Raw genomic sequence first — 24,345 nt, 5'->3', positions numbered from 1 at the left:
TCGCCCCATGAGGTCCGGACTGATCAGCGTCGACGAGCTCCGCGCCAGCCTCGAGGAGGTGACCCTCCTCGACGTGCGCTACCGGATGGGCGGGCCCGCCGGGCCGGCGGAGTACGTCGCGGGGCACGTCCCCGGGGCGGCGTACGTCGACCTCGACCGCGACCTCGCCGCCGAGCCGGGGGAGCGTGGCCGGCACCCGCTGCCGGACGTCGCGGTCTTCGAGGCGGCGATGCGGCGGGTCGGGGTGCGGGCCGCCCGGCCGGTGGTCGTGTACGACGACTGGTCGGGGCACGCGGCGGCGCGGGCCTGGTGGCTGCTGAGGTACCACGGCCACGCCGACGTCCGAGTGCTCGACGGCGGCTGGACCGACTGGCGCGCGGCGGGCGGCGAGGTCGCGACCGGCGACGGCGCGCCGCGGGTGGCCGGCGACTTCACGGCCGCTCCGGGTGCGCTGCCGGTGGTCGACGCGACGACCGTGCGGGCAGCGGGCGTGCTGGTCGACGCGCGGGCGACCGAGCGCTACCGCGGCGACGTCGAGCCGATCGACCCGGTGGCCGGGCACGTGCCGGGCGCGGTCAACGTGCCGACCGGCCGCAACCTCGACGAGCGCGGCCGGTTCCGGGATCCCGCGAGCCTGGCGGCGACCTACGCCGAGGTGGGTGCGGTGCCCGGCGCCGACGTCGCGGTCTACTGCGGGTCGGGGGTCACGGCGGCCCACGACGTGCTCGCACTGGAGCTCGCCGGGATCACCGCCGCCCTCTACCCGGGCAGCTGGAGCGAGTGGGTGGCCGACCCCTCGCGTCCGGTTGCTACCAGTGCACGCCCCTGAACAGCTGGGCCATCAGCATCTGCTCGGTCTCGCGCCGGTTCGAGGCGGGCGCCTCCTCGGCGGCAGCCGCCGCCTGTGACGCGGGCTTCTGGCCCTTCGCCGCGGCCGAGTCCGGGAACACCTGGTAGGCCAGGTTGAGCACCCGGAACGCGGTGCGCGGCGCGATCGTGTGCGCGAGCTCGCCGGCGGTACCGAGCGCGGTGTTGATCTCGTGGGGCTTGTCGACCATCGCCTTGATCACCACGTCGGCGGCCTGGGCGGGGGAGATCGTGGGGAACTTGTCGTAGATCTTGGTCGGCGCGATCATCGGCGTGCGCACCAGCGGCATGTGCACGTTGGTGAAGGTGATGCCGTGCCCGACGACCTCGGAGGAGACGACATTGCTCCAGGCGTCGAGGGCCGCCTTCGAGGCGACGTACGCCGAAAACCGGGGCGGGTTGGTCTGGACGCCGATCGAGGAGATGTTGACGATGTGGCCCGAGCGCTGCTCGTGCAGCTGCGGCATCAGGCCCATCACGAGCCGGATCGCGCCGAAGTAGTTGAGCTGCATGGTGCGCTCGAAGTCGTGGAACCGGTCCTGCGACAGCTTGAGGGAGCGCCGGATCGAGCGGCCGGCATTGTTGATGACGTAGTCGACGCTCGGCAGCTCGGTGCTCAGCTGCTCGCACAGCCGGTCGATCGCCTCCAGGTCGGACAGGTCGCAGGGGAACACCTCGGCCCGGCCGCCGCGCAGCTCGATGATGTCGCGGGTCGCCTCGAGCTTCTCCTTGCCGCGGGCCACGAGCACCGGGATGCCGCCCGCCTGGGCGACCTTGAGCGCCACCACCTGGCCGATGCCGGAGGAGGCGCCGGTGATGACGACGTACTTGTCCTTCAGTGCGGCCACGGCCTTCGGGTCGCGTCCGGTGGCGTCGTCGAGGTTCTCCTCCCAGTAGCCCCACAGCGCGCGCACGTAGGTCTCCAGCGGAGGCACGCTGATCCCGGAGCCGGCGAGCGCCTTCTCGGTGATGCGCGAGTCGAAGACCGACGGGAAGGAGGTGTGGGCCAACACCTCGGCGGGGACGCCGAGCCGGCCGATCGTCTGGTCGAGGACCAGCTGGGCCGGGGCGGAGCGGACGACCGCGTTCATCACGTTGATCGGGCGCAGCGCGCGCGGGATCAGGGCGAGCGGGCCGGCGGTGGTGATCGAGCGGTCGACGGGCGTCGCGAAGCGCGGGGCGCCGGCCGCCGAGCAGAACGCGTTGATCATCTCGATCACGGGCTGCGGCTCCGGGTTGACCAGGTGGAACGCCTCGCCGTCGCGGTCGGGCAGGTGGCCGAGGTGGTCCATCGCCTTGGCGACGTAGTCGACCGGCACCAGGTTGGTGTCGCCGAGGTCGAGCCCGACCAGCGGGAGCCAGGCCGGCAGCGAGTCGCGCAGTCGCTTGATCAGCGGGAAGAAGTAGTAGGGCCCGTCGATCTTGTCCATCGCGCCGGTCTCGGAGTGGCCCACCACGATCGCCGGCCGGTAGACACGCCACGGGATGGTGGCCTCGTCGCGGACGATCTTCTCCGACTCGTACTTCGTGCGGTGGTACGGCGAGGGCAGCGGCTGGCCCTCCTCGAACATGGTCTCGTCGAACCGGCCGTGGTAGTCGCCCGCCGCGGCGACCGAGGACACCTGGTGGAACACCCCGGCCCGCAGCTCCTCGGCGAGGGCGAGGGCGTTGCGGGTGCCGTCGATGTTCATCGCGTCGTTGGTCGCGTCGTCGGCGGTGATGTCGTAGATCGCGGCGAGGTGGAAGAAGTGGTCGATCGTCCCGGCATGCTCGGCGACCCAGGCCGGGTCGACCCCGAGCCCGGGCCGGGTGAGGTCGCCGACGACGGGCTGCACCCGCTCGGAGCCCCACTGCCGGACCAGTGCCTCCATGCGCGGGAGCGACGACGCACGCACGAGGACGAAGACCGGGCCTTCCCGGTGGTCGACGAGCTCGGCGATGAGGTGGCGCCCGATGAATCCAGTGGCGCCGGTCACGAAGTAGGCCATGCGCGAACGCTACGCGCTTTTGCCCTGCTCCGTTACTGGTCAGTTAACTACTGGTCGCCGCCGCCGAACATGATCTCGTCCCAGCTCGGGACCGACGCGCGACCGCGCTTCTTCTGCACCGGCCGGCGATGCTTGGCGCGCTCCGCCTCGGTCTCCGCCGCGGCCTCCTCGGCCGTCGGCTCGGCCGCCGCGGCCGGCTCCTGGGTCGTCGCGCGGATCGGCTCGTCGGCGAGCGGATCGGCCGCCTCGCCGGTCACCAGGTCCAGGGCCTGGTCGATGGAGTCGCCGAGCGGCAGCGTCTCGTCGACGTGGTCGAGCGCCTCGCCGCCCAGCGGCAGGTCCTCGGGTACGGCGGCCAGCCGCCGCTCGCGGACCTGCTGCAGGTCGTCGCGGGCCGGCGGGACGGCGGGCGCGAGCACCTCGCCGATCAGCCAGCGGGCGTCGTCGTTGTCGGAGAGGACGTAGTTGCCGGGGGCGTCGTAGGTGAACCGCGCGACGCCGCCGCGCTCTCCGGTCTCGAAGGTGCCGGTGAGCACCCAGCGACCGGTGTCGCGCCGGTAGGCGTCCCAGGCCACGGCCTCGGGGTTGCCGCCGCGCCCGCGCAGGTGGGCGGCGACGGCGTCGCCGAGCACGCGGCTGGCGGAGGGACCGGACTGCCCCTCTCCGGGAGTGCGCCGGACCGAGGCCTTCTGGGCCCGCGCGGCGACATGCTCGCGCTCGGCGAGCACGGGGGCGACGTAGGGCATGATCGCCTCGACGGACGTGCCGGCGGCCTCGGCCACCGCCTCCGCGGACTCGCCGGAACGGATCCGGGTCTGGATCTCGCGGGGCCGGATGCTGCTGCTCATCGGTGTCTCCAATCGACGCGGTGAGTCGCCGCGCACGGCTGCGCGCAGGTCGGGGGTGATGTCGAGCGTGAACTCACCGCCCTGGTCGTCGACCAGCAGCAGGCGCCGCCGGTCGGACCCGGACGACTGGCCGTCGGCGAGGGTCAGGCGCACGGGGCGGCCGGTGCCGCCCTGGTCCGCCGTGTCGGTCATGCTGCCCTCGGGTCGTCGATGCTCTGTGTCGTCAGTGCTGTCGTCAGTGCTCTGCGGATGCTGGTCTGCGTCGTGCTCAGGTTATCGGGCGAGCCTACGCCCTCCAGCGGGCCCGTCCGCGGACGTAGAGCCAGGTGTCGCCCTGCCTGCGGAACCGGCTGATCTCGTGGAGCGAACCGGGCAGGTCGTCGCGCGTGAAGCGGGCGACGAACTCGACCATGCCCCGCTTGTCCTCGAGGCCACCGGCCTGGGCCGCGAGCACCTCGAGGCCGGTCCACTCGATGCGGTCGTCGAGCTGCAGCGAGGAGGGCTGGGTGGCGGGGTGCCAGGTGTGGAGCAGGTAGGACGCGAGCCCCTTCACGAACGCGGAGTACCGCGAGCGCATCAGCGCCTCGGCGGTCGGCGCCGAGCCGGGGTCGCGGTGGTAGGGGCGGCAGCAGTCGTCGTAGGTCCGCCCGGAGTCGCACGGGCAGGCAGGACGTTCCCCGGGCTCAGCCACCGAGCACCCGCTCGAGGTAGGCGTTGGCGAAGACCCGGTCGGGGTCGAGCCGCTCGCGCAGGGCGAGGACGTCGGGCAGTCGCGGGTAGAGCCCGGCGACGTCCGCGGCGTCGAGGGTGTGCAGCTTGCCCCAGTGCGGTCGGCCGCCGTGGGCCCGCAGGATCGGCTCCATCACTGCGAAGTAGGCGTGGTGGTCGGCGCGGCGGTGGGTGTGGAAGGCGAGGTAGAAGGAGTCGCGGTCGTACGACGTCGACAGGGGCACGTCGTCGGCCGGCGCCACCCGGATCTCGACCGGGAAGGAGACGGTGAGCCCGGAGCGCTCGAACGCCGTGCGGCACTCGCGCAGCGCGTCGAGCCCGGCCTCGCGGGGGACGGCGTACTCCATCTCGCAGAAGACCACGTCGCGCTCGGTCGTGAAGACCTTGTGGGCGAGGTCGGTGTAGGTGCGCGGCCCGAGCAGCCGCGACGCGAAGCGGTTGGCCGCGGGGATCGCGCGGGGCACCAGGTTGAGCGCCGCGGTCTGTGCCCCGAAGACCTTGTTGGACAGCAGGTCGTCGTCGAGCCAGGCCCGCCAGCGGGCCAGCGGCTCGGCGGCGGTCAGGTCGGTGCCGAGCCGGGTGTTGCGCTTGGTCAGCATCCGGTCGGAGTGGGGGAACCAGTACATGTCGACGTGGTCGTGGGCCGCGGTCAGGTCGTCGAAGGCGGCCAGGGCGTCGGTCCACGACATCGGCTGCTCCTCGGCGCGGAGCAGGAACAGCGGCTCGACGGCGAAGGTGATCGTGGTCAGCACGCCGAGCGCGCCGAGGCCGACCCGTGCGAGGTCGAGGACGTCGGGGTTCTCGGCGGCGCTGGCGCGCAGCACCTCGCCGGTGCCGGTGACCAGCTCGAGGCCGACGACCTGGGCGGCGAGGCCGGCCGCGCGTCCGCCGGTGCCGTGGGTGCCGGTCGAGATCGCGCCGGCCAGGGTCTGTTCGGCGATGTCGCCCATGTTGTGCAGGCTCAGCCCGAGCCGGGCGAGCTCGGCGTTGAACACCTTGAGCTGGGTGCCGGCCAGCGCCGTGACCGTCATCGCGTCACGGTCGACGGCCACGATCCCGCGCATCCGCTCGGGGCGCAGGTGCACGTGCCGCGGGGTCGCGATGCCGGTGAAGCTGTGCCCGGTCCCCGCGCTCTTGACCGTCCGGCCCGCGTCCCGGGCCCGGCGGACGATCTCGGCCACCTCGACGGCGTCGGCCGGCTGGACGACCTCGAGGCCGTCGGCCGACTCGAGGCCGGACCAGTTACGCCAGCTCGGCGCGGTCTGCCCGGTCGGTCTGCTCGGGGTTGTGCTCATGGGGAGGCACGCTATCCGGCCGCGGCCCGACCCGGATGAGCAGCGCGCCGACGAGGACGAGGACGCCGCCGACCAGGCACACGAGGTACGCCGGCGAGGCGCCCGCCTCGTCGATGACGACCCCGGCGACGGCGGCGCCGGGCGCGAGACCCACGGCCAGGCCGGTCTGGATGAACGCCATGCCCTCGGTGAGCCGTGCGTGCGGGAGCACCTGCTCGGCCAGCGACATCGTCGCGATCAGGGTGGGGGAGATGGCCAGGCCGCTGAGCAGCAGCACCGGCGCCATCACCACCAGGTTGGGCACGAAGGCGAGTGGCAGGGTGGCGACGACCATGCCGATCGCCCCGATCCGCAGCCGCGCCAGCGGGCCGCGCCGCCAGGTGATCGCCCCGGACACCACCCCGGCGAGCAGGCTGCCGAGCGCCCAGACAGCGAGGTAGATGCCGGACAGGGACTGGTGGCCCTGCTCGTCGGCGAAGGCGACGGTGACCACCTCGGCCCCGCCGAACACGATGCCCAGGGCTGCACCGACGAGAGTGAGCGGCGCGATCGCTCCCCACGGCATCGGCGGGCGGGCACTGGTCCGGTCGGCGCGCGGGTGGGCGGGCGGCTCGGTGGCGCGCTGGAGCGCGAAGGCCCAGGTCCCGGCGAGGCCGACCACGAGCGCGGTGCCGAGCCCGGCCGCCGGGTGCACGGAGGTCGCGAGCAGGGTGACCGCGACCGGGCCGGCGATGAAGACGGCCTCGTCGCCGACGGCCTCGAACGAGAACGCCGTGTGCAGTAGCGCCGGCCGATCGGCCAGCGTGTGCGACCAGCGGGCTCGCACGCAGGTGCCGACCGACGGCAGCGAGGCGCCGGCCAGCATCGCGAAGGCGTACGTCGACCAGGTCGGCCAGTCCCACGACAGCGAGCCCATCGCCAGCGCCAGGCCCACGCCCCACAGCGTGATGACGACCGGCAGCACCCGGCCCTGGCCCAGCCGGTCGATGAGCCGGCCCTGCGGGATCGCGAAGACCGCGTTGGCGATGACGGCGACGGCGGACACCGAGCCCGCGAACCCGTAGGACCCGGTCTCGTGCTCGGCGAGCAGGACGATGCCGAGCCCGACCATGGAGATGGGCAGGCGGGCGACCAGCCCGACGAGGCTGAAGCGTGCGGTGGCCGGCGTGAAGATCTGGCGATAGGTCTGCAACATTGCGTGCTCATCGTCCTCCCTACGATGGGCACGTGCCCAATCAGCAGCAGGTCGCGCCGGACTCCCGACCGACCGAACGATCGACCGACCCCTACGACGCGCTCCTGCTGCTCTCCTTCGGCGGACCGGAGAGGCCGGAGGACGTCGTACCGTTCCTCGAGAACGTCACCCGCGGCCGCGGGATCCCACGCGAGCGCCTCGAGGCGGTGGGGGAGCACTACTTCCTCTTCGGTGGCCGCTCGCCGATCAACGACCAGAACCGGGCGCTGATCGCGGCGATCGAGAAGGACCTCGCCGAGCACGGGCTCGACCTGCCTGTCTACTGGGGAAACCGCAACTGGGACCCCTACCTGGCCGACACGGTCGAGCAGATGGCCCGCGACGGCGTACGACGGGTGCTGTGCCTGGCCACGTCGGCCTACTCCTCCTGGTCGAGCTGTCGCCAGTACCGCGACAACCTGGAGGCGGCGCTCGGCGCCGTGCCCGAGGGTCTGGTCGCGCCGGAGATCGACAAGGTCGGCGCCTACTTCGACCACCCGGGCTTCGTCACCGCGAACACCGACGGGGTGCTCGCCGCCCTGGCCGACCTGCCCGACGAGGTCCGCGACGCCGCCCGGCTGGTGTTCGTCACGCACTCGATCCCGATCTCGATGAGCGAGTCCAGCGGTCCTCCCGCGGACCGACCAGAGGGCGGCGCGTACGTCGCCCAGCACCTCGAGGTCGCCGCCACCGTCGCCGCGCAGGTCGCCGCCGCCACCGGCGTCGAGCGACCCCACGAGCTCGTCTACTGCTCGCGCTCCGGCGCACCCCACGTCCCGTGGCTCGAGCCCGACGTCAACGACCGGCTCGAGGAGCTCGCCGGCGAGGGGACCGCGGCCGTCGTCCTGGTCCCGGTCGGCTTCGTGTCCGACCACATGGAGGTCGTCTACGACCTCGACACCGAGGCGCTGGCGACCGCCGAGCGGCTCGGCCTCCCGGCCCGCCGGGCAGCCTCCGCGGGCACCCACCCGGCGTTCGTGGCGGCGATCCGCGACCTGCTGCTGGCCCGGGCCTCCCGCGAGCGCACGCTGACGCCGGTGCCGCGCGACCACTGCCCCCTGGGCTGCTGCACGGCCGGCCGCGGATGAGCGAGCCCGCCGCCCTCCGCGCCCTGGCCGAGGACGTCGCCCGCGCGGCCGCCGTCCTGGTGCGCGAGCACGCCGCGAAGGGGGTCTCGGTCGCCGCCACCAAGTCCAGCGACATCGACGTGGTCACCGCGGCCGACCGGGCCAGCGAGGAGCTGATCCGCCGCCTGGTCCTCGAGGCCCGCCCCGACGACGCCTTCCTCGGCGAGGAGGGCGACGACCTCGCCGGCACCTCCGGGGTGCGCTGGGTGGTCGACCCCATCGACGGCACCGTCAACTTCCTCTACGGCATCCCGGAGTACGCCGTGTCGATCGCCGCCGAGGTCGACGGCGAGGTGGTCGCCGGCGTCGTGATGGACGTGGCCAAGGACGTGCTCTACGCCGGCCACGCGGGCGGCGTACCGACCCGCGACGGCGTTCCCCTGACGGTGCGTGGTCCCGCGCCGCTCGCGCACCGGCTCGTCGCCACCGGCTTCAACTACACCCGCCCGGTGCGCGAGGTCCAGGCCGCCGCGGCGGCCCGGCTCCTGCCGCACATCCGCGACATCCGGCGCACCGGCTCGTGCGCGCTCGACCTGTGCCGGGTGGCCGAGGGAGCCCTCGACGGGTACGTCGAGGAGGGGGTCCACCTGTGGGACCACGCGGCCGGCGGGTTCCTCGCCCGGCTCGCCGGGGCGCGGCTCCTCGTGACCGTCGGCGCCGGCGGACAGGAGGCCGTCGTTTGTGGCCCCGATCACGGCTTCGACGAGCTCCTGGAGGCCGTCCGGACCGCCGGATTCCTCGCCGTGGCGACCGGGGAATAGGACCGCCCCGTCCACTGTTCTGGGGACTCGCACCGACCCGGGTGTCGCGAACCGGCTCCCATGGTGCACAATCTGCCGCGCCCATCCGCACGCTTCCCGTGCGGGTGGCGGCCACTGAGGGGAGAGAGCAACCGGTCATGGCGACTGACTACGACGCACCGCGCAAGAACGAGGACGAGCAGTCCGAGGAGAGCATCGAAGAGCTCAAGGCGCGCCGCCACGACAAGAACTCGGGCAAGGTCGACGAGGACGAGACCGAGGCAGCAGAGTCGTTCGAGCTGCCCGGCGCCGACCTTTCCCACGAGGAGCTCGCGGTCGAGGTGAAGCCCAAGCAGGATGACGAGTTCACCTGCATGAGCTGCTTCCTGGTCCACCACCGCAGCCAGCTCGCAGATCCGAAGAAGATGATCTGCAAGGACTGCGTCTGACAGACGACGAGCGGCCGGGGCGGTCTGACCGCCACGGCCGCTCTGTCATGTCCTGACCGGTCGGTCCCTCAGGCGTCGCCCTTGCGCAGGCCCGGGGGCAGCTGGCCGGTCGACTTCAGGTAGTAGCCGGCGGCCCGGCGCTGGGCGAGCATCTTGGCGAGCGCGATGAACGTGCCGCTGGCCGCCGCCCAAGCGACCGCCTCCCAGACGTCGACATCGGGGTCGGCCGGGTTGACCGGCGGCTTCTTGCCGGTCGCGGCGCGCCAGCTGGTGTCCAGCCCCTTCTTGGCCACCGACGCGGCGCCGAGCGCAGCGACGAGGGAGAACGCCGACCAGACCTTGGAGCTGTCCTTTGCCATGCACCCGAGCCTAGTGGGTGCTAGTGGTCCCGGGTGTTGAGCGCCGTCGCCAGGGCGCGCGGGTGGCGGGAGCTGACCAGCCAGTACGGCGCCGGGTCGGCCGGGTCGGTGATCTCCACCTTGACCGACTGACGCAGGTAGGGGCGCAGCAGCAGGTACGCCCGGGCGTCGGCCTCGGGACCCGACACCCGCCGGGTACGGTCGGCGTCGAGGGCCTCGGCCGCGCCGACGTACGACATCTCGATCCGGGCCCGGCCCGCGCGGAACCAGCCGTCGGACACGACGATCCGGGCTCCACCGTAGGACCGCAGCCAGGCCGCCATCGCCACCAGGACCAGGCCGGTCACCACCCACGCGAGCCAGGCGGCGTGGCCGATCAGCGCGACGATCAGGGTCAGCCACAGGGTCGCGACGAGCATCGTGCCCTGGGCCCACCAGCGCAGCGGGACCCGCAGCCGCTCCTGGTAGCTCGCACTCTCGCTCACGGGGAGGATGATCCCATCCGGCCGGTCGGACCTCGTCGTGAGGGGTCGCTAGGGTCTCCCCGTGCCTGACGACTCCGCTGATCTGGTGATCGCCGTCCAGCAGCTCGACCCCGCGCTGCCCCTGCCCGCCTACTCCCACCCGGGTGATGCGGGCGCCGACCTGGTCGCCGGTGTCGACGTCGACCTGGCCCCCGGTGAGCGGGCGCTGATCCCGACCGGGATCGCGATCGCACTGCCCGAGGGGTACGTCGCGCTCATCCACCCGCGCTCGGGCCTGGCCGCGAAGCACGGCCTGTCGATCGTGAACACCCCGGGAACCGTGGACGCGGGCTACCGTGGAGAGATCAAGGTGCTGCTGATCAACCACGACCCGGTGGAGGCGATCACGCTGCGCCGGGGAGACCGCATCGCCCAGCTGGTGGTCCAGCGGGTCGAGCGGGCCCGGTTCGAGGCGGTGAGCGCCCTTCCGGACAGCGTGCGTGGCAGCGGCGGCTACGGTTCAACCGGAGGATTCCAGTCGTGAGGGCCGACAGCGGCCCGAGCGGCGTGACGAGGAGGACACAGTGAGGCTGCGGCGCAAGGCTGCCGACCCGTCGGTCGACGACGCGGTGGACGAGACCACCGGTGCCCGCGAGACCGCCGAGGCCGCGGGTGACGTGGCCGCCGGTCCCTATGACGCCGACGACCTCCCCGACGACGGCGTGGCCCGGCTGGACCTGGGCTCCCTGCTCGTCGCGCCGACGGAGGACCGTGAGCTGCGGGTGCAGGTCGACGAGCAGTCCGGTGCGGTCCGTGCCGTGCTCCTCGCCAGCGACGCCGGCGCCCTCGAGCTGCGCGCCTTCGCGGCGCCCCGCAACGGCGACCTGTGGAGCGAGATCCGCCCGCAGATCGCCGCCGACGCCGCGCGCCGAGGTGGCACCGCCACCGAGCGCGAGGGCCGGTTCGGCACCGAGCTGGTGTGCGAGGTGCGGATGACCCGCCCCGACGGCGCCACCGGCACCCAGACCTCCCGCGTCATCGGGATCAACGGCCCCCGCTGGCTGCTGCGCGCGACGCTGCTCGGCGACCCGGCCCGCGACCCCGAGACGGCCGACGCCTGGGAGGCCGCGATCGCCCAGGTCGCCGTACGCCGCGGCGCCCACGCCATGCCTGTCGGCGAGCAGCTCCCTCTTTCGCTGCCTGAGGGCGCCACGCCGCGCGCCGTACCCACCAGCTGACCGGTCCCATGCGCACCAAGAGCCGCCTGCGGCGCACGATCAGCAAGTGGGCCAATCCCGACGAGGCGGAGGCCCGTGACCTCCGTGCCGAGTTCAGCGGCAGCGGAGTCGTCTGCATCGGCGACGCACCCGACCGCGAGCCGGTCCGGCTGCGCGGCACGCTGCGCACAGTCACCCTGCGCCCCCGGGGCGGCGTGCCGGCCCTCGAGGCCGAGCTCTACGACGGCACCGGCGTCGTGACCGTCATCTGGCTGGGCCGCCGGCGCATCGCCGGCATCGATCCGGGCCGCGCGCTCGAGGTGCGGGGCCGGATCGGCACCCAGGACGGCACCCGGATGCTCTACAACCCGCGCTACGAGCTGCTGTGAGCATGCCGGAGGACGCACCGCAGCGCGCCGTGGAGGACACGGCGAGCTCCCACCCGATCGGCGTCGACACCGTCGAGGCACTCGTGCGCCGTCAGCTGGCGGCGACCCTCGGCGGCCGGCGGGGCGCGATCGAGGCGGCGCTGCCGGGTCTCGTGTTCACCCTGCTCTGGCTGCCGACGAAGCAGATCGAGCTGGCCCTGGTCGCCGCCGGCATCGTGGCCGCGATCGCCCTGGTCCTGCGGCTGGTGCAGCGCAGCACCACGCAGTACGTCTTCAACGCGATCTTCGGCCTCGCCATCGGCTGGGTCTTCGTCCGCTGGGCCGCGGGCTCGGGCGGCGACGCCTCGGACCAGGCGCTGGCCTACTTCCTGCCCGGCATCCTCTACAGCGGGGTCTACTCCATCGTCCTCGCCGCGACCTGCCTGCTGCGCTGGCCGATGCTCGGCTTCATGCTCGGCGTGGGCGCCGAGGACCCGCTCGAGTGGCGCAAGAACGACCAGGTGGTCCGGCTGTGCAGCCGGCTCACCTGGCTGATGCTGGCGCCCGGCGCCATCGGCGTGCTCCTGCAGGGTCCGGTCTGGTTGCTCGGCCACCACGACGTGATCCGCGCCGAGGTGGCGGTCACGATCATCGCGGTGCTGCGGCTCGGGCTCGGCTGGGTGCTGCGGATCGCGGCGTTCTCGCTGATGTTCTGGCTGCTCGCCCGCAACGCGACGCCGCTTGAGGCGGCCGCGGGTGAGCCCGACGCGGACGCCGAGCCCGCCTGACCTACTTCTCCGGGTGCGAGCCCGGCGCCAGCAGCCGCTCCAGCTCGTCCTCGGCCTCGGCCGGGACCACGAACAGCAGCTCGTCGCCGGACTCGACCGGCTGCTCGGGCGTCGGAACGTAGACCTGGCCGTCGCGCAGGATCGAGACCAGGGCGCAGTTCTCCGGGAGCGGGATCAGGCCCGAGGCCTTGCCGACGTACGGCGAGTCGGCCGGCAGCACCATCTCGACCAGGTTGGCGTTGCCCTTGCGGAAGGTGAACAGCCGCACCAGGTCGCCGACGCTGACGGCCTCCTCGACCAACGCCGACATGATCCGCGGCGTGGAGACGTTGACGTCCACGCCCCAGGCCTCGGTGAACAGCCACTCGTTGTTGGGGTGGTTGACCCGGCCGACGGTGCGGGGGACCCCGAACTCGGTCTTGGCGAGCAGCGAGGTGACCAGGTTGGCCTTGTCGTCGCCGGTGGCGGCGATGACCACGTCGCACTTGTCGAGGCGGGCCTCCTCGAGCGAGGAGAGCTCGCAGGAGTCGGCGAGCAGCCACTCGGCGTCGGGGACCCGCTCGGGCCGGATCGAGGCGGGGGACTTGTCGATGAGGAGCACCTCGTGGCCGTTCTCGATCAGCTCGCGGGCGATCGAGCGACCGACGGCACCTGCTCCGGCGATGGCGACGCGCATCTCTGGTTCCCTCTCAGCCCTCGTGCTCGGGCCCGCGGGCCAGCACCTTGTACGCCTGGTCCGCGGACTCCTCGCGGGTGACCAGGTGCAGCATGTCGCCCTCCTGGATCACGCTGTCGCGGTCGGGCAGCAGGCCCTCGCCGAGACGGTCGATCCACGCGACGCGGCAGCGGGCCTGCTCCTGGAGCTGGCCCACCCGCGCGCCCACCCAGACCTCGGGGGTCGGGATGTGGTCGACGCGGATCGTGCCCGACGGGTCGCGGAAGTCGGGCTCGGCACCGGCCGGGAGGATCCGGCGCAGCACCTGGTCGGCGGTCCACTTCACGGTGGCCACCGTGGTGATGCCGAGTCGCTGGTAGACCTCGGCGCGGCCGGGGTCGTAGATCCGGGCGACGACCTGCTGGATCCCGAAGGTCTCCCGGGCGACCCGGGCCGCGATGATGTTGGAGTTGTCACCGCTGGACACCGCGGCGAACGCGTCGGCGCGCCGGATGCCGGCCTTCTCCAGGACCTCCTGGTCGAAGCCGATCCCCGGGATCTTGTCGCCGTTGAAGCCCGGGCCGAGCCGCCGGAAGGCGTCCGGCTCGCTGTCGATGATCGACACGGTGTGGTTGCGGTCCTCGAGGCTGCGGGCCAGGGTCGAGCCGACTCGTCCGCAGCCCATGATCACGACGTGCACGGTGAGCACGCTATCCCACGGGAGATGCCCTACCGTTGTCGCTCGTGGGTGTCGGAGACGTATCGAAGCGCATCCTCCTCGGACGCAAGCTGCGCAGCGCCCAGCTCGGGGAGACACTGCTTCCCAAGCGGATCGCGCTCCCGGTGTTCGCCAGCGACGCCCTGTCGTCGGTGGCGTACGCGCCCGACGAGGTCTTCATCATGCTCGGGATCGCCGGCGCGAGCGCCTACACCTGGTCGTGGAAGATCGGCCTCGCCGTCGCCCTCGTGATGTTCACGGTGGTCGCGTCGTACCGCCAGACCGTGCACGCCTATCCCTCGGGCGGCGGCGACTACGAGGTCGCCACGGTCAACCTCGGCAAGACCGCCGGCGTGACCGTCGCCAGCGCCCTTCTGGTCGACTACGTGCTCACGGTGGCGGTGTCGATCTCCAACGCGTCCCAGTACGCGGCGAGCGCGATACCCGAGCTGATCGGCCACGAGGTCATGGTCGCGACGATCGCGGTGGTGCTGCTCACGGCCGTGAACCTGCGGGGTGTGCGCGAGTCGGGCACGTTCTTCGCCATCCCGACCTACCTGTTCATGTTCGCCATCCTCGGCATGTGCGCCTACGGGCTGGTCCAGCTGCTGGCCGGCAGCCTGCCCGACGCGGAGAGCGCGGACCTCAAGATCGTCCCGGAGGAGGGCTGGGAGGGCCCGCTCAACCAGGTCGCCCTGATCTTCCTGCTCGCTCGTGCCTTCTCGTCCGGCTGTGCGGCGCTGACCGGCGTCGAGGCGATCTCCAACGGCGTCCCGGCCTTCAAGCGACCCAAGAGCAAGAACGCGGCGACCACGCTGCTGCTCCTCGGCCTGATCGCGGTCAGCATGATGATGAGCATCATCGTGCTGGCCAAGCAGATGGCGATCCGGTTCGTCGACCCGCACGCATTGGAGCGACTGCGCACCGCCGGCGGCGACGCCGTGCCGGACGACTACCAGCAGCACCCGGTGATCTCGCAGATCGCGAACGGCGTCTTCAGCAACTTCTCGCCGGGCTTCTACTTCGTGGTCACCGTCACCGGCATCATCCTCGTGCTGGCCGCCAACACCGCCTTCAACGGCTTCCCGGTACTCGGCTCGATCCTCGCCCGGGACGGCTTCGCCCCCCGTGCGCTCGGCTCGCGGGGAGACCGGCTCGCCTACAGCAACGGCATCGTCTTCCTCGCCGTCATGGCGATCGTGCTCATCGTCGTGTTCGAGGCCCAGACCACCAAGCTCATCCAGCTCTACATCGTCGGCGTCTTCGTCTCGTTCAACCTCAGCCAGCTCGGCATGATCCGGCACTGGACGCGGCACCTCGCGACGGAGACCGACGCCGGCGAACGACGGCGGATGCAGCGCGCACGGGCGATCAACACGTTCGGCCTGGGCCTCACCGCGGTCGTCCTGGTCATCGTGCTGATCACCAAGTTCCTGGCCGGCGCCTGGATCACCATCCTCGCCATGTGCTTCTTCTTCGCGTTGATGAAGGCCATCAAGAAGCACTACGACAACGTGGCGCGCGAGCTCGCCGCCGACGAGACCGACAAGGCGCTGCCGACCCGGGTGCACGCCATCGTGCTCGTCTCCAAGCTGCACAAGCCGACTCTGCGGGCGCTGGCCTTCGCGAAGGCGACCCGGCCCAACGCGCTCGAGGGCGTCTACGTGTCGGTCGACGAGAAGGACACCGCCCGGCTGCTGGAGGAGTGGGACGAGCGCAACACCGGGGTCCCGCTCAAGGTGCTGCACTCGCCGTACCGCGAGATCATCAAGCCGATCGTGGAGTACGCCTCGGCGATCCGCCGGTCCAACCCGCGCGGCGTGGTGGCCGTCTACATCCCCGAGTACGTCGTCGGGCGCTGGTGGGAGCAGTTCCTGCACAACCAGACCGCCCTTCGACTCAAGGGCCGGCTGCTGTTCACCCCCGGCGTCATGGTCATCTCGGTGCCCTACCAGCTGCGGTCCTCCAAGCTCGCGCTCGAGCGTGAGGAGCGCGAGGAGCACCGCGTGCACGCCGGCGACCTGCGTCGTGGTCGGGTGGTCGGCAACGACCGGCAGACCCCGCGGTGAGCCGGCCCGCCCGCCGACCGTCGCGCCGCCCCCGGGCCCGCACCGCCCGCGGCAGCTCGGTGGCCGGGCGCCGTTTCGAGGCCGAGGTCGGCCCGGTCGCGCACGGCGGCCACTGCGTCGCCCGCGTCGAGGACCGGGTGGTCTTCGTGCGCCACGCCCTGCCCGGTGAGCGGGTGGTCCTCGAGATCACCGAGGGCACCGAGGGCGACCGGTTCTGGCGCGCCGACGCCGTGAAGGTGCTCACGCCCTCGCCCGACCGGGTGCCCGCGCCCTGTCCGTACGCCGGCCCCGGGCTGTGCGGCGGCTGCGACTTCCAGCACGTCGCGCTCCCGGCCCAGCGCGCCCTCAAGGCGGAGGTCGTGCGCGAGCAGCTGCGCCGGGTGGCCCGCCTCGACGTGGAGGTGAGCGTCGAGGCCGTGCCCGGCGACGAGGACGGACTGCGCTGGCGCACCCGCCAACGCTACGTCCCGCTGCCCGACGGCCGGCGCGGCATGCGCAAGCACCGCTCCCACGACGTGATCCCGGTCGACGAGTGCCTGCTCGAGGCGCCCACCGGTCCGTCGTACGACGTCCGGGGGCGGGGCTTCGAGGTCGCTGACGGTGGCTTCTGGCAGGTCCACCCGGGCGCCCCGGAGGCCCTGGTCGGTGCGGTGCTCGAGGCCCTCGACCCGCGGCCAGGGGAGAGCGCGCTCGACCTGTACGCCGGCGTCGGGCTGTTCAGCCGGTTCCTGTCCGAGGCCGTCGGGCCCACCGGACGGGTGGCCGCCGTCGAGGGCGACCTGGCCGCCTCGGCCCTGTCCGAGCGCAACTGCCCGGGACTCACCGCGGTGCCGGGCGACGTCGCCTCCGTGCTCGCGACCGGCCTGCCCGCCGCCTGGGGTCACGCCGACCTCGTCGTCCTCGACCCGCCCCGTGCCGGTGCCAAGCGGGCCGTCGTCGAGCAGGTCGTCGCCCGCGGACCCCGCGCGGTGGCCTACGTCGCCTGCGACCCCGCCGCGCTCGCCCGCGACGTCGCGATCTTCGCCGAGCACGGCTACCGGCTCGCGTCGCTGCGCGCCTTCGACCTGTTCCCGATGACGCACCACGTGGAGTGCGTCGCGCTGCTGACGAGGACCGGCACCCCTTTACAGTGAGGGCACACCATTTCGCGCTCGGGCGCCGCCCTCACAGACAGGACCCCTCATGACCTCGACTCCGTCCGCCGTCACCGACGCGATGGTCAACGCCTTCGCCGACACCTATTACGGAGGGCTCAGCTCCAGCATCTACGCGACCCCGGTGCCGCTCGACCCGGCGGACACGGTGCTGGTCCTGATCGACATCCAGGAGTGCATCACCAAGGACGCGTTCCTCAAGACCTTCGCCGCGCTCGGCGTCGACTCCGAGCCCATGCTCCCGGTCCTCGACCGCATCGAGGCCGACATGCGGGCGACGGTGGCGAACATATCGGCCGTGCTGGAGCGGTGCCGCGAGACCGGGATCCGCCCGATCCACGTGCGCATCCAGTCCCATCTCCCCGATGCGGCCGACACCGGCGCCCTGCACCGGTCGGCCGGCATGTTCTACCCGCCGGGCTCGAAGGACTCCGAGTTCCTCCCGGAGGTGATGCCGCGCGAGGACGAGGTCGTCCTCAACAAGACCTGCTCCGGCATCCACGTCGGCACCCACATCGACCAGGTGCTGCGCAACCTGGGCGCCCGGAAGGTGCTGGTGGTGGGCTTCTACACCGACCAGTGCATCAGCGCGTCGGTGCGCGACCTGTCCGACCTCGGCTACCAGGTCGACCTGATCGAGGACGCCGTCGGCGCGCTCAGCCCGCAGCGGCACGAGTACGCGTTGCAGGGCATCCGGAAGATCTACGCGAACTCCGAGACGACCCACACGCTGCTGGGCCGGCTCGCCGAGCTCCCGGCGCGCTAGCGGTGTCCACGGACGTCGTGGCGGCCGCGTCGGCGACGGCCCTCGCGGTGCGCCGGTCGATCCACCAGCACCCCGAGCTGAGCTTCGAGGAGCACCGGACCGCCCGACTGGTCTGCGAGCACCTTGACCGGATCGGCCTGCCGTACCGCCCCGGTGTCGCCGGGACCGGGGTCGTCGCCACCCTCGACACCGGTCGGCCGGGCCCGGTCACCGCCTTCCGCGCCGACCTGGACGCGCTGCCGATCACGGAGGAGACCGCGCTGCCGTTCCGGTCCGCGGTGGCGGGCGTGATGCACGCCTGCGGGCACGACATGCACACCGCGATCCTGCTGGGGCTGGCCGAGCGGCTCGCCGCCGAGGCGGATGGGCTGACCGGCACCGTCGTCTTCGTCTTCCAGCCGGGAGAGGAGGCCAACGGCGGCGCGCAGCGGGTCATCGACGCCGGAGAGCTCAGCGACGCCGGGGTGGAGCGGATCTTCGCGCTGCACGTCGTCCCGGAGCTGCCGACCGGCTCGATCGCGCTCCGCGACGGTGCGCTGACGGCGACCGACGACGAGTTCGAGATCTCCGTCGCCGGACGTGAGGCGCACAGCTCCCAGCCCGAGCTCGGCGTCAACGCTGTGTCGGTGGCCGCGCGGATCGTCACGGCGCTCGACGGCCTGTGCGCGACGCTCAGCCCGTTCAGCGTGGCCACGCTGAACGTCGCATCGGTCCGCGGCGGCGACGCGGTCAACGTGATCCCCGGCGCCGCCGAGGTGCGAGGCATGATCCGGTGCGTCGAGTCGGCCGACAAGATCCTGCTGCGTGAGCGACTGACCACGACGGCCGAGGCCGTCGCCGCGTCGATGGGCGCGCACGCGGGCGTGCGGATCGTCGAGGGCTTCCCGCCGGTGGTCAACGACCCGGACCTGGCCGCCACCGTCCGGATGGCGGCTCGTGAGGCCCTCGCCCCGGGAGCGCAGCTCATCGAGCTGGAGCGACCGCACCTCGGCTCGGAGGACTTCGCCTACTACCAGCAGGTGGTGCCGGGCGCGATGTTCATGCTCGGTTGCGGGCGGGCCGGTGCCGCCGGCGGAGGCCTGCACACCGGGACCTTCGATCCCGACGAGGACGCCCTGGCCGTCGGCCTGGCGGTCTTCTCGGCGATCGCGCACCAGGTCCACGGCACGACCTGACCGACACGGCAGACTGGCCGCCATGGCGAACCTGGTCATGACGGACGGGGCGGTCTCGGGGCTGCTGGAACCCACCTCGGTGGAGCTGGTCGCCGGCGAGGTGGTGGTCGCCGTGGGCCGGCCGGGCCACGGCAACGTGGCTCTGGCCCTCGCCCTGGCCGGGCGGCTCCGGCTGACCGGCGGCACGGTCGCGCTCGGTGAAGACCCCGAGCCAGGAGCGCTGCAGGCGGCGGTGGTGCTGGTCGACGTACCCGGGGTCACCGAGCCGGACGACAGCGTGCCGTTCCGGGTGGTCGTGGCCGAGGAGCTGGCCCTCGCGGGTCGGCCCGCCGGCCCGCGGGCGGCGTCGGCGTGGTTGCGCGAGCACCGGCTCACCACCGGGCCGGGGCTGCGGACCGAGGACGTGCCGCCGGCCGACCGGATCCGCTCGCTGACTGAGCTGGGGGCGGCGCGACCCGGCGCGCGGTTCCTGGTGCTGGTCTCGCCGGACCGGCACGGACTGCACCGCCGGGACTGGTGGCCGGTCGTCCGGGCCGCCGCGGACGACGGGCTCGGCGTCCTCGTGACGGTGAGCGAGGCGGTGGACCTGGCGGGCGAGGTCGTCCACACGGCCACGATCGGAGGTGCGGCGTGAACACCCTGCGCATCGCCTGGAGCGAGCTCTCCCGCCTGCTGAGCATCCGGATGGGCCGCATCACCGTGCTGGCCCTGGTCACGGTGCCGACCATCTACGCCGGCCTCTACCTCTATGCCAACCACGACCCCTACTCGGCACTGGACCGGGTTCCGACCGCCCTGGTCGTCGAGGACACCGGTGCGACCGGGCTCGACGGCAAGCAGCTCGACGCCGGGCGCGAGGTGGCCGACCAGCTGCTGGAGTCCGCCGACTTCGGCTGGCACGAGGTCTCCCGCGCCACCGCCGAGGCCGGCGTCGACGACGGCACCTACGACTTCGCGCTGCTGATCCCGCGCGACTTCTCCGCCGCCCTGACCAGCAGCTCCGGGAGCGACCCGGAGCAGGCGCGGATCACGATGCTCACCAACGACGCGAACTCCTACCTGTCGACCACCATCGCCAACACCGTCGCCACCAAGGTGCGCGACGCGATCGGGCAGAAGGTCTCCCAGGAGGCGGTCGGCACCTTCCTGCTCGGCATCGCCGACGTCCGCCAGGGCCTCCAGCAGGGTGCCGACGGCGCCGGCCAGCTGCAGGACGGGCTGACGCAGGCTCGCAAGGGCTCACGCAGGCTCGTCGACGGCAGCGCCCGGCTCGCCGACGGCACCGGGCAGCTGCACGACGGCGCGACCCAGCTGCACGACGGGCTGACCACCCTCGCCACGCGTACGGCGCCCCTGCCCCAGCAGGCGAGGAAGCTGGCGAACGGCGCCCGTCAGGTCGCCGACGGTGACCAGAAGGTCGCCAACGCGGGCAACAGGATCGCGGGTGCGGTCCACGGCGCCCGGGTCGCGTACGACGGCGGCCGGGCCGATCTGGTCGCCCAGATGAACCAGCTCGGGATCGACCAGGCCGCCCAGGACCGGCTGCTCGCGGTCTACGACCGGGTCGGTGGCAAGGTCCACGACGTCGACACCAAGGCGGGCGACGTACGCAAGCAGCTCAACCAGCTCGCCGGCGGCGCCGACCGGGTCGCCGACGGTGCCGACCAGCTCGCCCGCTCGGCGCCGGCTCTCCTCGACGGCATCCGCCAGGCGCGCGACGGAGCCGGCGAGCTGGAGACCGGAGCAGCCCGCCTGGACAAGGGCGCCGCCACCCTGCACGACGGCACCCTCGAGCTGCGCAAGGGCCTGCGCCAGCTGACGACGGGTGCCGGCACGCTCCGCGACGGGCTCGCCGCCGGCGTCGAGAAGGTGCCCGACACCACCGAGGAGTCACGCCAGCAGATCGCCGAGACGATCGCGAACCCGATCGACGTCCAGGCCCGCAGCGACGCGGCAGCCCGCAACTACGGCGCGGGACTGGCGCCGTTCTTCCTGGCCCTGGCCGCCTGGATCGGCGGCTACGTCCTCTTCCTCCTGGTGCGCCCGCTGTCCAGCCGGGCCCTGGCCGCCAACCAGCACCCGCTGCGGATCGCCGTCGGCGGCTGGCTGCCGCCGGCCCTCATCGGGGCGGCCCAGATGACCCTCGCCTTCGCCGTGGTGGCGCTCGCCCTCGACGTCGGGATCGTCGAGAGCCTGCGGACCTGGCTGTTCATGATCCTGATCTCGGCGACCTTCGTCGCGATCGTGCACCTCATGAACGCCCTGCTCGGCACGCCGGGCCAGTTCCTCGCCCTGGTCCTGATGGTGGTGCAACTGGTCACCGCCGGCGGCACCTTCCCGTGGCAGACCATCCCCGAACCGCTGCACTGGCTGCACCAGGTGCTGCCGATGAGCTATGCCGTCGACGGCCTGCGCCAGCTGATGTACGGCGGCGACCCGGCCCGGGCGTCCACGGCGGTGCTGGTGCTGGCGGCGTACCTGGTCGGTGCGCTGGTGCTCACCTCGCTGGTCGCGCGCAGGCACCGGGTGTGGACGCCGAGCCGGGTCAAGCCGACGGTCGTGCTGTAGGGCGTCAGCGCACGACGGCGTAGCAGAGCTTCTGCACGCCGTTCGCGTAGGACTCGCTCTCGACGAGCTCCAGGCGCTGGCGGTCCTTGTCGGTCTCGCTCCACATCCGCTTGCCGGCGCCGAGGACCCACGGGAACACCAGCAGGTGGTAGCGGTCGAGCAGGCCGGCGTCCGCCAGGCCGCGGGCCAGGCTCGCGGAGCCGTGGATCGAGATCGGGCCGCCGTCGGTCTCCTTCAGTGCGGCGACGTCGTCGACGGAGCGCAGGATCGTCGTCTCGCCCCAGTCGGTGACGAGGTCGTCCTCCTCGAGGGTGGTGGAGACGACGTACTTCGGCATCGCGTTGTACTTCGGGAACTCCTCGGTCATCGTCGGCCAGACCGGGGCGAAGGCCTGGTAGCTGACCCGGCCGAGCATCAGCGCGCCGGCCTCCTCCTGCTCGCGGCCCTTGAGCTCGTAGACCTCCGGGAGGAAGTCGATGCCCTGGAAGGTCCACCCGCCGTTGCGGTAGTCGGGCTCCGGGGCCGGGGCCTGGACGACGCCGTCGAGCGAGACGAAGGCGGTGTAGATCAGGGTGCGCATGGATGACCTCCGAGGTCGGGATGGGGGCGCTGACATCCTCTCCACGAACGGCGCAGGGCCGGTACGACAGGCCGGACGAATCTTTTTTCGGTGATTTTCCCCGGTCCTGACCTCTCCGGCTTGTCCTCATGTCGGCTTGAGGTTCTACCTTCGGCGACATGAGCATGGAGTCGATCGCCTGGAACCAGGTGTACCGGGGGATGCACGGACCCGACGAGGAGCGGGAGTTCAGCACCGCGACCGCGAAGCGGATCCTGCGCTTCGCGCGTCCCCACCGCCGCAAGCTGATCGGGTTCGTGGTCCTCAGCGTCGTGACAGCCGGGCTCGCGGTCGCGACACCGGTGCTGGCCGGCGACGTCGTCAACGCGATCGTCGCCGGCGACAACCGCTCGGTCGTCCTGCGGCTGGCGATGGCGATCGCGGTGCTGGCGGTGCTGGACGCGGGACTCGGGCTGGTGTCGCGCTGGCTGTCGTCGAGCATCGGCGAGGGGCTGATCCTCGACCTGCGCACGGCGGTGTTCGACCACGTGCAGCGGATGCCGGTCGCCTTCTTCAGCCGGACCCGCACCGGTGCGCTGGTCAGCCGGCTCAACAACGACGTGATCGGGGCACAGCGGGCGTTCAGCCAGACCCTCTCGGGCGTGGTCGGCAACCTGGTGACCCTGGTGCTGACCCTGGTCGTGATGCTCGGCATCTCCTGGCAGGTCACCCTGCTCGCGCTCGTGCTGCTCCCGGTGTTCGTCGTCCCGGCGCGGCGGATGGGGCGCCGGCTGGCCGGCATCCAGCGGGAGGCGGCCGACCACAACGCCGCGATGGGCAACCAGATGACCGAGCGGTTCTCGGCGCCGGGGGCGACGCTGGTCAAGCTGTTCGGCCGCCCCGAGCAGGAGTCGGTCGAGTTCGCGGCGCGGGCGGAGCGCGTCGCCGAGATCGGCGTGCGCACGGCGATGGTGCAGACCACCTTCGTCACCGCGCTCACCCTGGTGTCAGCGCTCGCCGTGGCTGTCGTCTACGGCCTCGGCGGCACCCTTGCCCTCGACGGCACCCTCGACGCCGGTGACGTGGTCGCCCTGTCCCTGCTGCTCACCCGGCTCTACGCGCCCCTCACCGCGCTGGCCAGCGCCCGGGTCGAGGTGATGAGCGCGCTGGTCAGCTTCGAGCGGGTCTTCGAGGTGCTCGACCTCGAGCCACTGATCACCGACCGGCCCGACGCCGGCACCGTCCCGGACGGCCCGGTCGCGGTCGAGCTCGACGACGTCCGGTTCGCCTACCCCTCGGCCGACAAGGTCTCGCTCGCCTCGCTGGAGGCGGTCGCCACGCTCGACACCCGCGGCGGCGAGGAGGTGCTGCACGGCATCTCCCTGCGTGCCGAGCCCGGGCAGGTCGTGGCCCTGGTCGGCTCCTCGGGCGCCGGGAAGTCGACCATCGCGCAGCTCGTGTCCCGGCTGTACGACGTCGACGGGGGCGCCGTACGCCTGGCGGGGGTGGACGTGCGCGACCTGACCGCCTCCTCGATCCGCGGGGCGGTCGGCATGGTCACCCAGGACGGCCACCTGTTCCACGACACGATCCGCGGCAACCTGCTGCTGGCCCGGCCGGAGGCGGACGAGCAGGACCTGTGGGACGCGCTGTCCCGGGCCCGGCTGGCCGACCTGGTGCGCGGGCTGCCCGACGGACTCGACACGGTCGTGGGGGAGCGCGGCTACCGGCTCTCCGGCGGCGAGCGCCAGCGGCTCACCATCGCCCGGCTGCTGCTCAAGCAGCCCCGGGTGGTCATCCTCGACGAGGCGACGGCGTCCCTGGACTCCACCTCGGAGGCCGCCGTGCAGGCGGCGCTGGGGGAGGCGCTCGCCGGGCGGACCGCGCTGGTGATCGCGCACCGGCTCTCCACGATCCGGGCCGCCGACCTGATCGCCGTCGTGGAGGACGGCCGGATCGTCGAGCGGGGCACGCATGCCGCGCTGCTGGCCGCGGGCGGTCGCTACGAGGAGCTGTACCGGACCCAGTTCGCCGAGGACGCTCCCAGCGCGCCGGCGCCGGACCTCCATGGAGATCTGCCCGCCGATCGTGTATCTTGACGTCAAGAGATATCGGGAGCCCGGTGTCCGCAAGACTTAGGTCAGCCTCACTATCCGATCCGCCGCTCGCGGCGGCAGGATGCAACAGGAGACCTACCGACAACGATGA

The 24,345-nt window shown here is 72.5% G+C and carries 25 protein-coding genes; 15 read left to right on the top strand and 10 right to left on the bottom strand.

Translation table 11 applies throughout. The features are described 5' to 3' along the window. Nucleotides 1–7: 7 nt before the first annotated feature. Nucleotides 8–829 carry a sulfurtransferase gene (locus tag QI633_RS14975; protein ID WP_282426232.1) on the top strand — a complete coding sequence of 274 codons (822 nt, stop codon included), beginning with the start codon at nt 8–10 and terminating at the stop codon, nt 827–829. On the opposite strand, the gene QI633_RS14970 is transcribed toward QI633_RS14975, so the two are convergent. The 5 genes from QI633_RS14970 to QI633_RS14950 form a co-directional block, all read right to left on the bottom strand. Next, complete coding sequence (locus QI633_RS14970; protein ID WP_141798468.1) at nt 810–2,855, bottom strand: SDR family oxidoreductase; 2,046 nt, start codon at nt 2,853–2,855, stop codon at nt 810–812. The two genes, QI633_RS14975 and QI633_RS14970, sit on opposite strands and share 20 nt — an antisense overlap. A 47-nt stretch (nt 2,856–2,902) precedes the next feature. Then, nucleotides 2,903–3,895: a septation protein SepH gene (sepH, locus tag QI633_RS14965; protein ID WP_141798469.1), complete on the bottom strand. Its 993-nt coding sequence runs from the start codon at nt 3,893–3,895 to the stop codon at nt 2,903–2,905. Nucleotides 3,896–3,989: 94 nt separating this feature from the next. After that, nucleotides 3,990–4,394 (bottom strand): YchJ family metal-binding protein, encoded by a 405-nt coding sequence (locus QI633_RS14960; protein WP_282426231.1) that lies wholly within the window; start codon nt 4,392–4,394, stop codon nt 3,990–3,992. Continuing rightward, nucleotides 4,387–5,727 (bottom strand): D-arabinono-1,4-lactone oxidase, encoded by a 1,341-nt coding sequence (locus tag QI633_RS14955; RefSeq protein WP_282426230.1) that lies wholly within the window; start codon nt 5,725–5,727, stop codon nt 4,387–4,389. The genes QI633_RS14960 and QI633_RS14955 overlap by 8 nt, the downstream gene beginning before the upstream one ends. Then, a complete protein-coding gene (locus tag QI633_RS14950) occupies nt 5,675–6,922 on the bottom strand; it encodes an MFS transporter (protein ID WP_282426229.1) in 1,248 nt (415 codons plus the stop codon). Before QI633_RS14950 ends, QI633_RS14955 begins: the two co-directional genes overlap by 53 nt. Nucleotides 6,923–6,954: 32 nt before the next feature. On the opposite strand from QI633_RS14950, the gene QI633_RS14945 reads away from it, so the two are divergent. The 3 genes from QI633_RS14945 to QI633_RS14935 all read left to right on the top strand — a co-directional run bounded on the left by QI633_RS14945 (nt 6,955) and on the right by QI633_RS14935 (nt 9,277). Continuing rightward, a complete protein-coding gene (locus QI633_RS14945; protein WP_282426228.1) occupies nt 6,955–8,049 on the top strand; it encodes a ferrochelatase in 1,095 nt (364 codons plus the stop codon). Further along, a complete protein-coding gene (locus QI633_RS14940; protein ID WP_282426227.1) occupies nt 8,046–8,849 on the top strand; it encodes an inositol monophosphatase family protein in 804 nt (267 codons plus the stop codon). The genes QI633_RS14945 and QI633_RS14940 overlap by 4 nt, the downstream gene beginning before the upstream one ends. A gap of 137 nt (nt 8,850–8,986) precedes the next feature. Continuing rightward, nucleotides 8,987–9,277 carry a DUF4193 domain-containing protein gene (locus QI633_RS14935; RefSeq protein ID WP_141798475.1) on the top strand — a complete coding sequence of 97 codons (291 nt, stop codon included), beginning with the start codon at nt 8,987–8,989 and terminating at the stop codon, nt 9,275–9,277. Between the two features lie 68 nt (nt 9,278–9,345). Here the strand turns inward: QI633_RS14935 and QI633_RS14930 are convergent, their stop codons facing one another. Next, the gene (locus QI633_RS14930; RefSeq protein ID WP_141798476.1) at nt 9,346–9,636 is read right to left on the bottom strand and encodes a DUF4235 domain-containing protein; all 291 of its coding nucleotides are present in this window, start codon (nt 9,634–9,636) and stop codon (nt 9,346–9,348) included. A gap of 20 nt (nt 9,637–9,656) precedes the next feature. Next, a complete protein-coding gene (locus QI633_RS14925) occupies nt 9,657–10,121 on the bottom strand; it encodes a DUF3093 domain-containing protein (protein WP_141798477.1) in 465 nt (154 codons plus the stop codon). Nucleotides 10,122–10,182: 61 nt separating this feature from the next. Here QI633_RS14925 and dut point away from each other — a divergent pair, with 61 nt between their 5' ends. From dut to QI633_RS14905, 4 genes are read left to right on the top strand one after another with little or no spacing between them, the layout of a single operon-like run. Next, nucleotides 10,183–10,644 (top strand): dUTP diphosphatase, encoded by a 462-nt coding sequence (dut, locus tag QI633_RS14920; protein WP_141798478.1) that lies wholly within the window; start codon nt 10,183–10,185, stop codon nt 10,642–10,644. A gap of 40 nt (nt 10,645–10,684) precedes the next feature. Beyond that, nucleotides 10,685–11,338 (top strand): DUF3710 domain-containing protein, encoded by a 654-nt coding sequence (locus QI633_RS14915; protein WP_282426226.1) that lies wholly within the window; start codon nt 10,685–10,687, stop codon nt 11,336–11,338. Nucleotides 11,339–11,346: 8 nt separating this feature from the next. Then, nucleotides 11,347–11,706, top strand: a complete 360-nt coding sequence (locus tag QI633_RS14910; protein WP_141798479.1) for an OB-fold nucleic acid binding domain-containing protein — start codon at nt 11,347–11,349, stop codon at nt 11,704–11,706. Nucleotides 11,707–11,708: 2 nt separating this feature from the next. Beyond that, nucleotides 11,709–12,473, top strand: a complete 765-nt coding sequence (locus tag QI633_RS14905) for a DUF3159 domain-containing protein (protein WP_282429308.1) — start codon at nt 11,709–11,711, stop codon at nt 12,471–12,473. Between the two features lies 1 nt (nt 12,474). On the opposite strand, the gene QI633_RS14900 is transcribed toward QI633_RS14905, so the two are convergent. Together QI633_RS14900 and QI633_RS14895 are read right to left on the bottom strand one after the other, a co-directional pair. Further along, on the bottom strand, nt 12,475–13,149 hold the full coding sequence (locus QI633_RS14900) for a TrkA family potassium uptake protein (protein WP_141798480.1): 675 nt from the start codon (nt 13,147–13,149) through the stop codon (nt 12,475–12,477). A 13-nt stretch (nt 13,150–13,162) separates the two neighbouring features. Beyond that, nucleotides 13,163–13,828, bottom strand: a complete 666-nt coding sequence (locus QI633_RS14895; protein ID WP_141798481.1) for a TrkA family potassium uptake protein — start codon at nt 13,826–13,828, stop codon at nt 13,163–13,165. Between the two features lie 44 nt (nt 13,829–13,872). Here QI633_RS14895 and QI633_RS14890 point away from each other — a divergent pair, with 44 nt between their 5' ends. Genes QI633_RS14890 through QI633_RS14865 form a run of 6 tightly spaced genes read left to right on the top strand, consistent with a single transcriptional unit; the run spans nt 13,873 to nt 21,578 of the window. Further along, nucleotides 13,873–15,915: an APC family permease gene (locus QI633_RS14890; protein WP_282426225.1), complete on the top strand. Its 2,043-nt coding sequence runs from the start codon at nt 13,873–13,875 to the stop codon at nt 15,913–15,915. Then, on the top strand, nt 15,912–17,048 hold the full coding sequence (locus QI633_RS14885) for a TRAM domain-containing protein (protein ID WP_282426224.1): 1,137 nt from the start codon (nt 15,912–15,914) through the stop codon (nt 17,046–17,048). Before QI633_RS14890 ends, QI633_RS14885 begins: the two co-directional genes overlap by 4 nt. 49 nt (nt 17,049–17,097) lie before the next feature. After that, nucleotides 17,098–17,835 (top strand): isochorismatase family cysteine hydrolase, encoded by a 738-nt coding sequence (locus tag QI633_RS14880; RefSeq protein WP_282426223.1) that lies wholly within the window; start codon nt 17,098–17,100, stop codon nt 17,833–17,835. A 2-nt stretch (nt 17,836–17,837) separates the two neighbouring features. Then, nucleotides 17,838–19,010, top strand: coding sequence for a M20 family metallopeptidase (locus QI633_RS14875; RefSeq protein ID WP_282426222.1), 1,173 nt, complete (start codon nt 17,838–17,840; stop codon nt 19,008–19,010). Nucleotides 19,011–19,032: 22 nt separating this feature from the next. After that, a complete protein-coding gene (locus QI633_RS14870) occupies nt 19,033–19,644 on the top strand; it encodes a hypothetical protein (protein WP_282426221.1) in 612 nt (203 codons plus the stop codon). Next, complete coding sequence (locus QI633_RS14865) at nt 19,641–21,578, top strand: YhgE/Pip domain-containing protein (protein ID WP_282426220.1); 1,938 nt, start codon at nt 19,641–19,643, stop codon at nt 21,576–21,578. The genes QI633_RS14870 and QI633_RS14865 overlap by 4 nt, the downstream gene beginning before the upstream one ends. 4 nt (nt 21,579–21,582) lie before the next feature. On the opposite strand, the gene QI633_RS14860 is transcribed toward QI633_RS14865, so the two are convergent. Then, complete coding sequence (locus QI633_RS14860; protein ID WP_282426219.1) at nt 21,583–22,158, bottom strand: dihydrofolate reductase family protein; 576 nt, start codon at nt 22,156–22,158, stop codon at nt 21,583–21,585. A 158-nt stretch (nt 22,159–22,316) separates the two neighbouring features. On the opposite strand from QI633_RS14860, the gene QI633_RS14855 reads away from it, so the two are divergent. After that, nucleotides 22,317–24,236, top strand: coding sequence for an ABC transporter ATP-binding protein (locus tag QI633_RS14855; RefSeq protein WP_282426218.1), 1,920 nt, complete (start codon nt 22,317–22,319; stop codon nt 24,234–24,236). Nucleotides 24,237–24,345 lie beyond the last annotated feature (109 nt).

It is taken from the genome of Nocardioides sp. QY071, from assembly GCF_029961765.1.
In the GTDB taxonomy this organism is placed as follows: Bacteria; Actinomycetota; Actinomycetes; order Propionibacteriales; family Nocardioidaceae; genus Nocardioides.
Note: the sequence above shows the minus strand (reverse complement) of the source record. Positions and strands in the feature narration are given on the sequence as shown.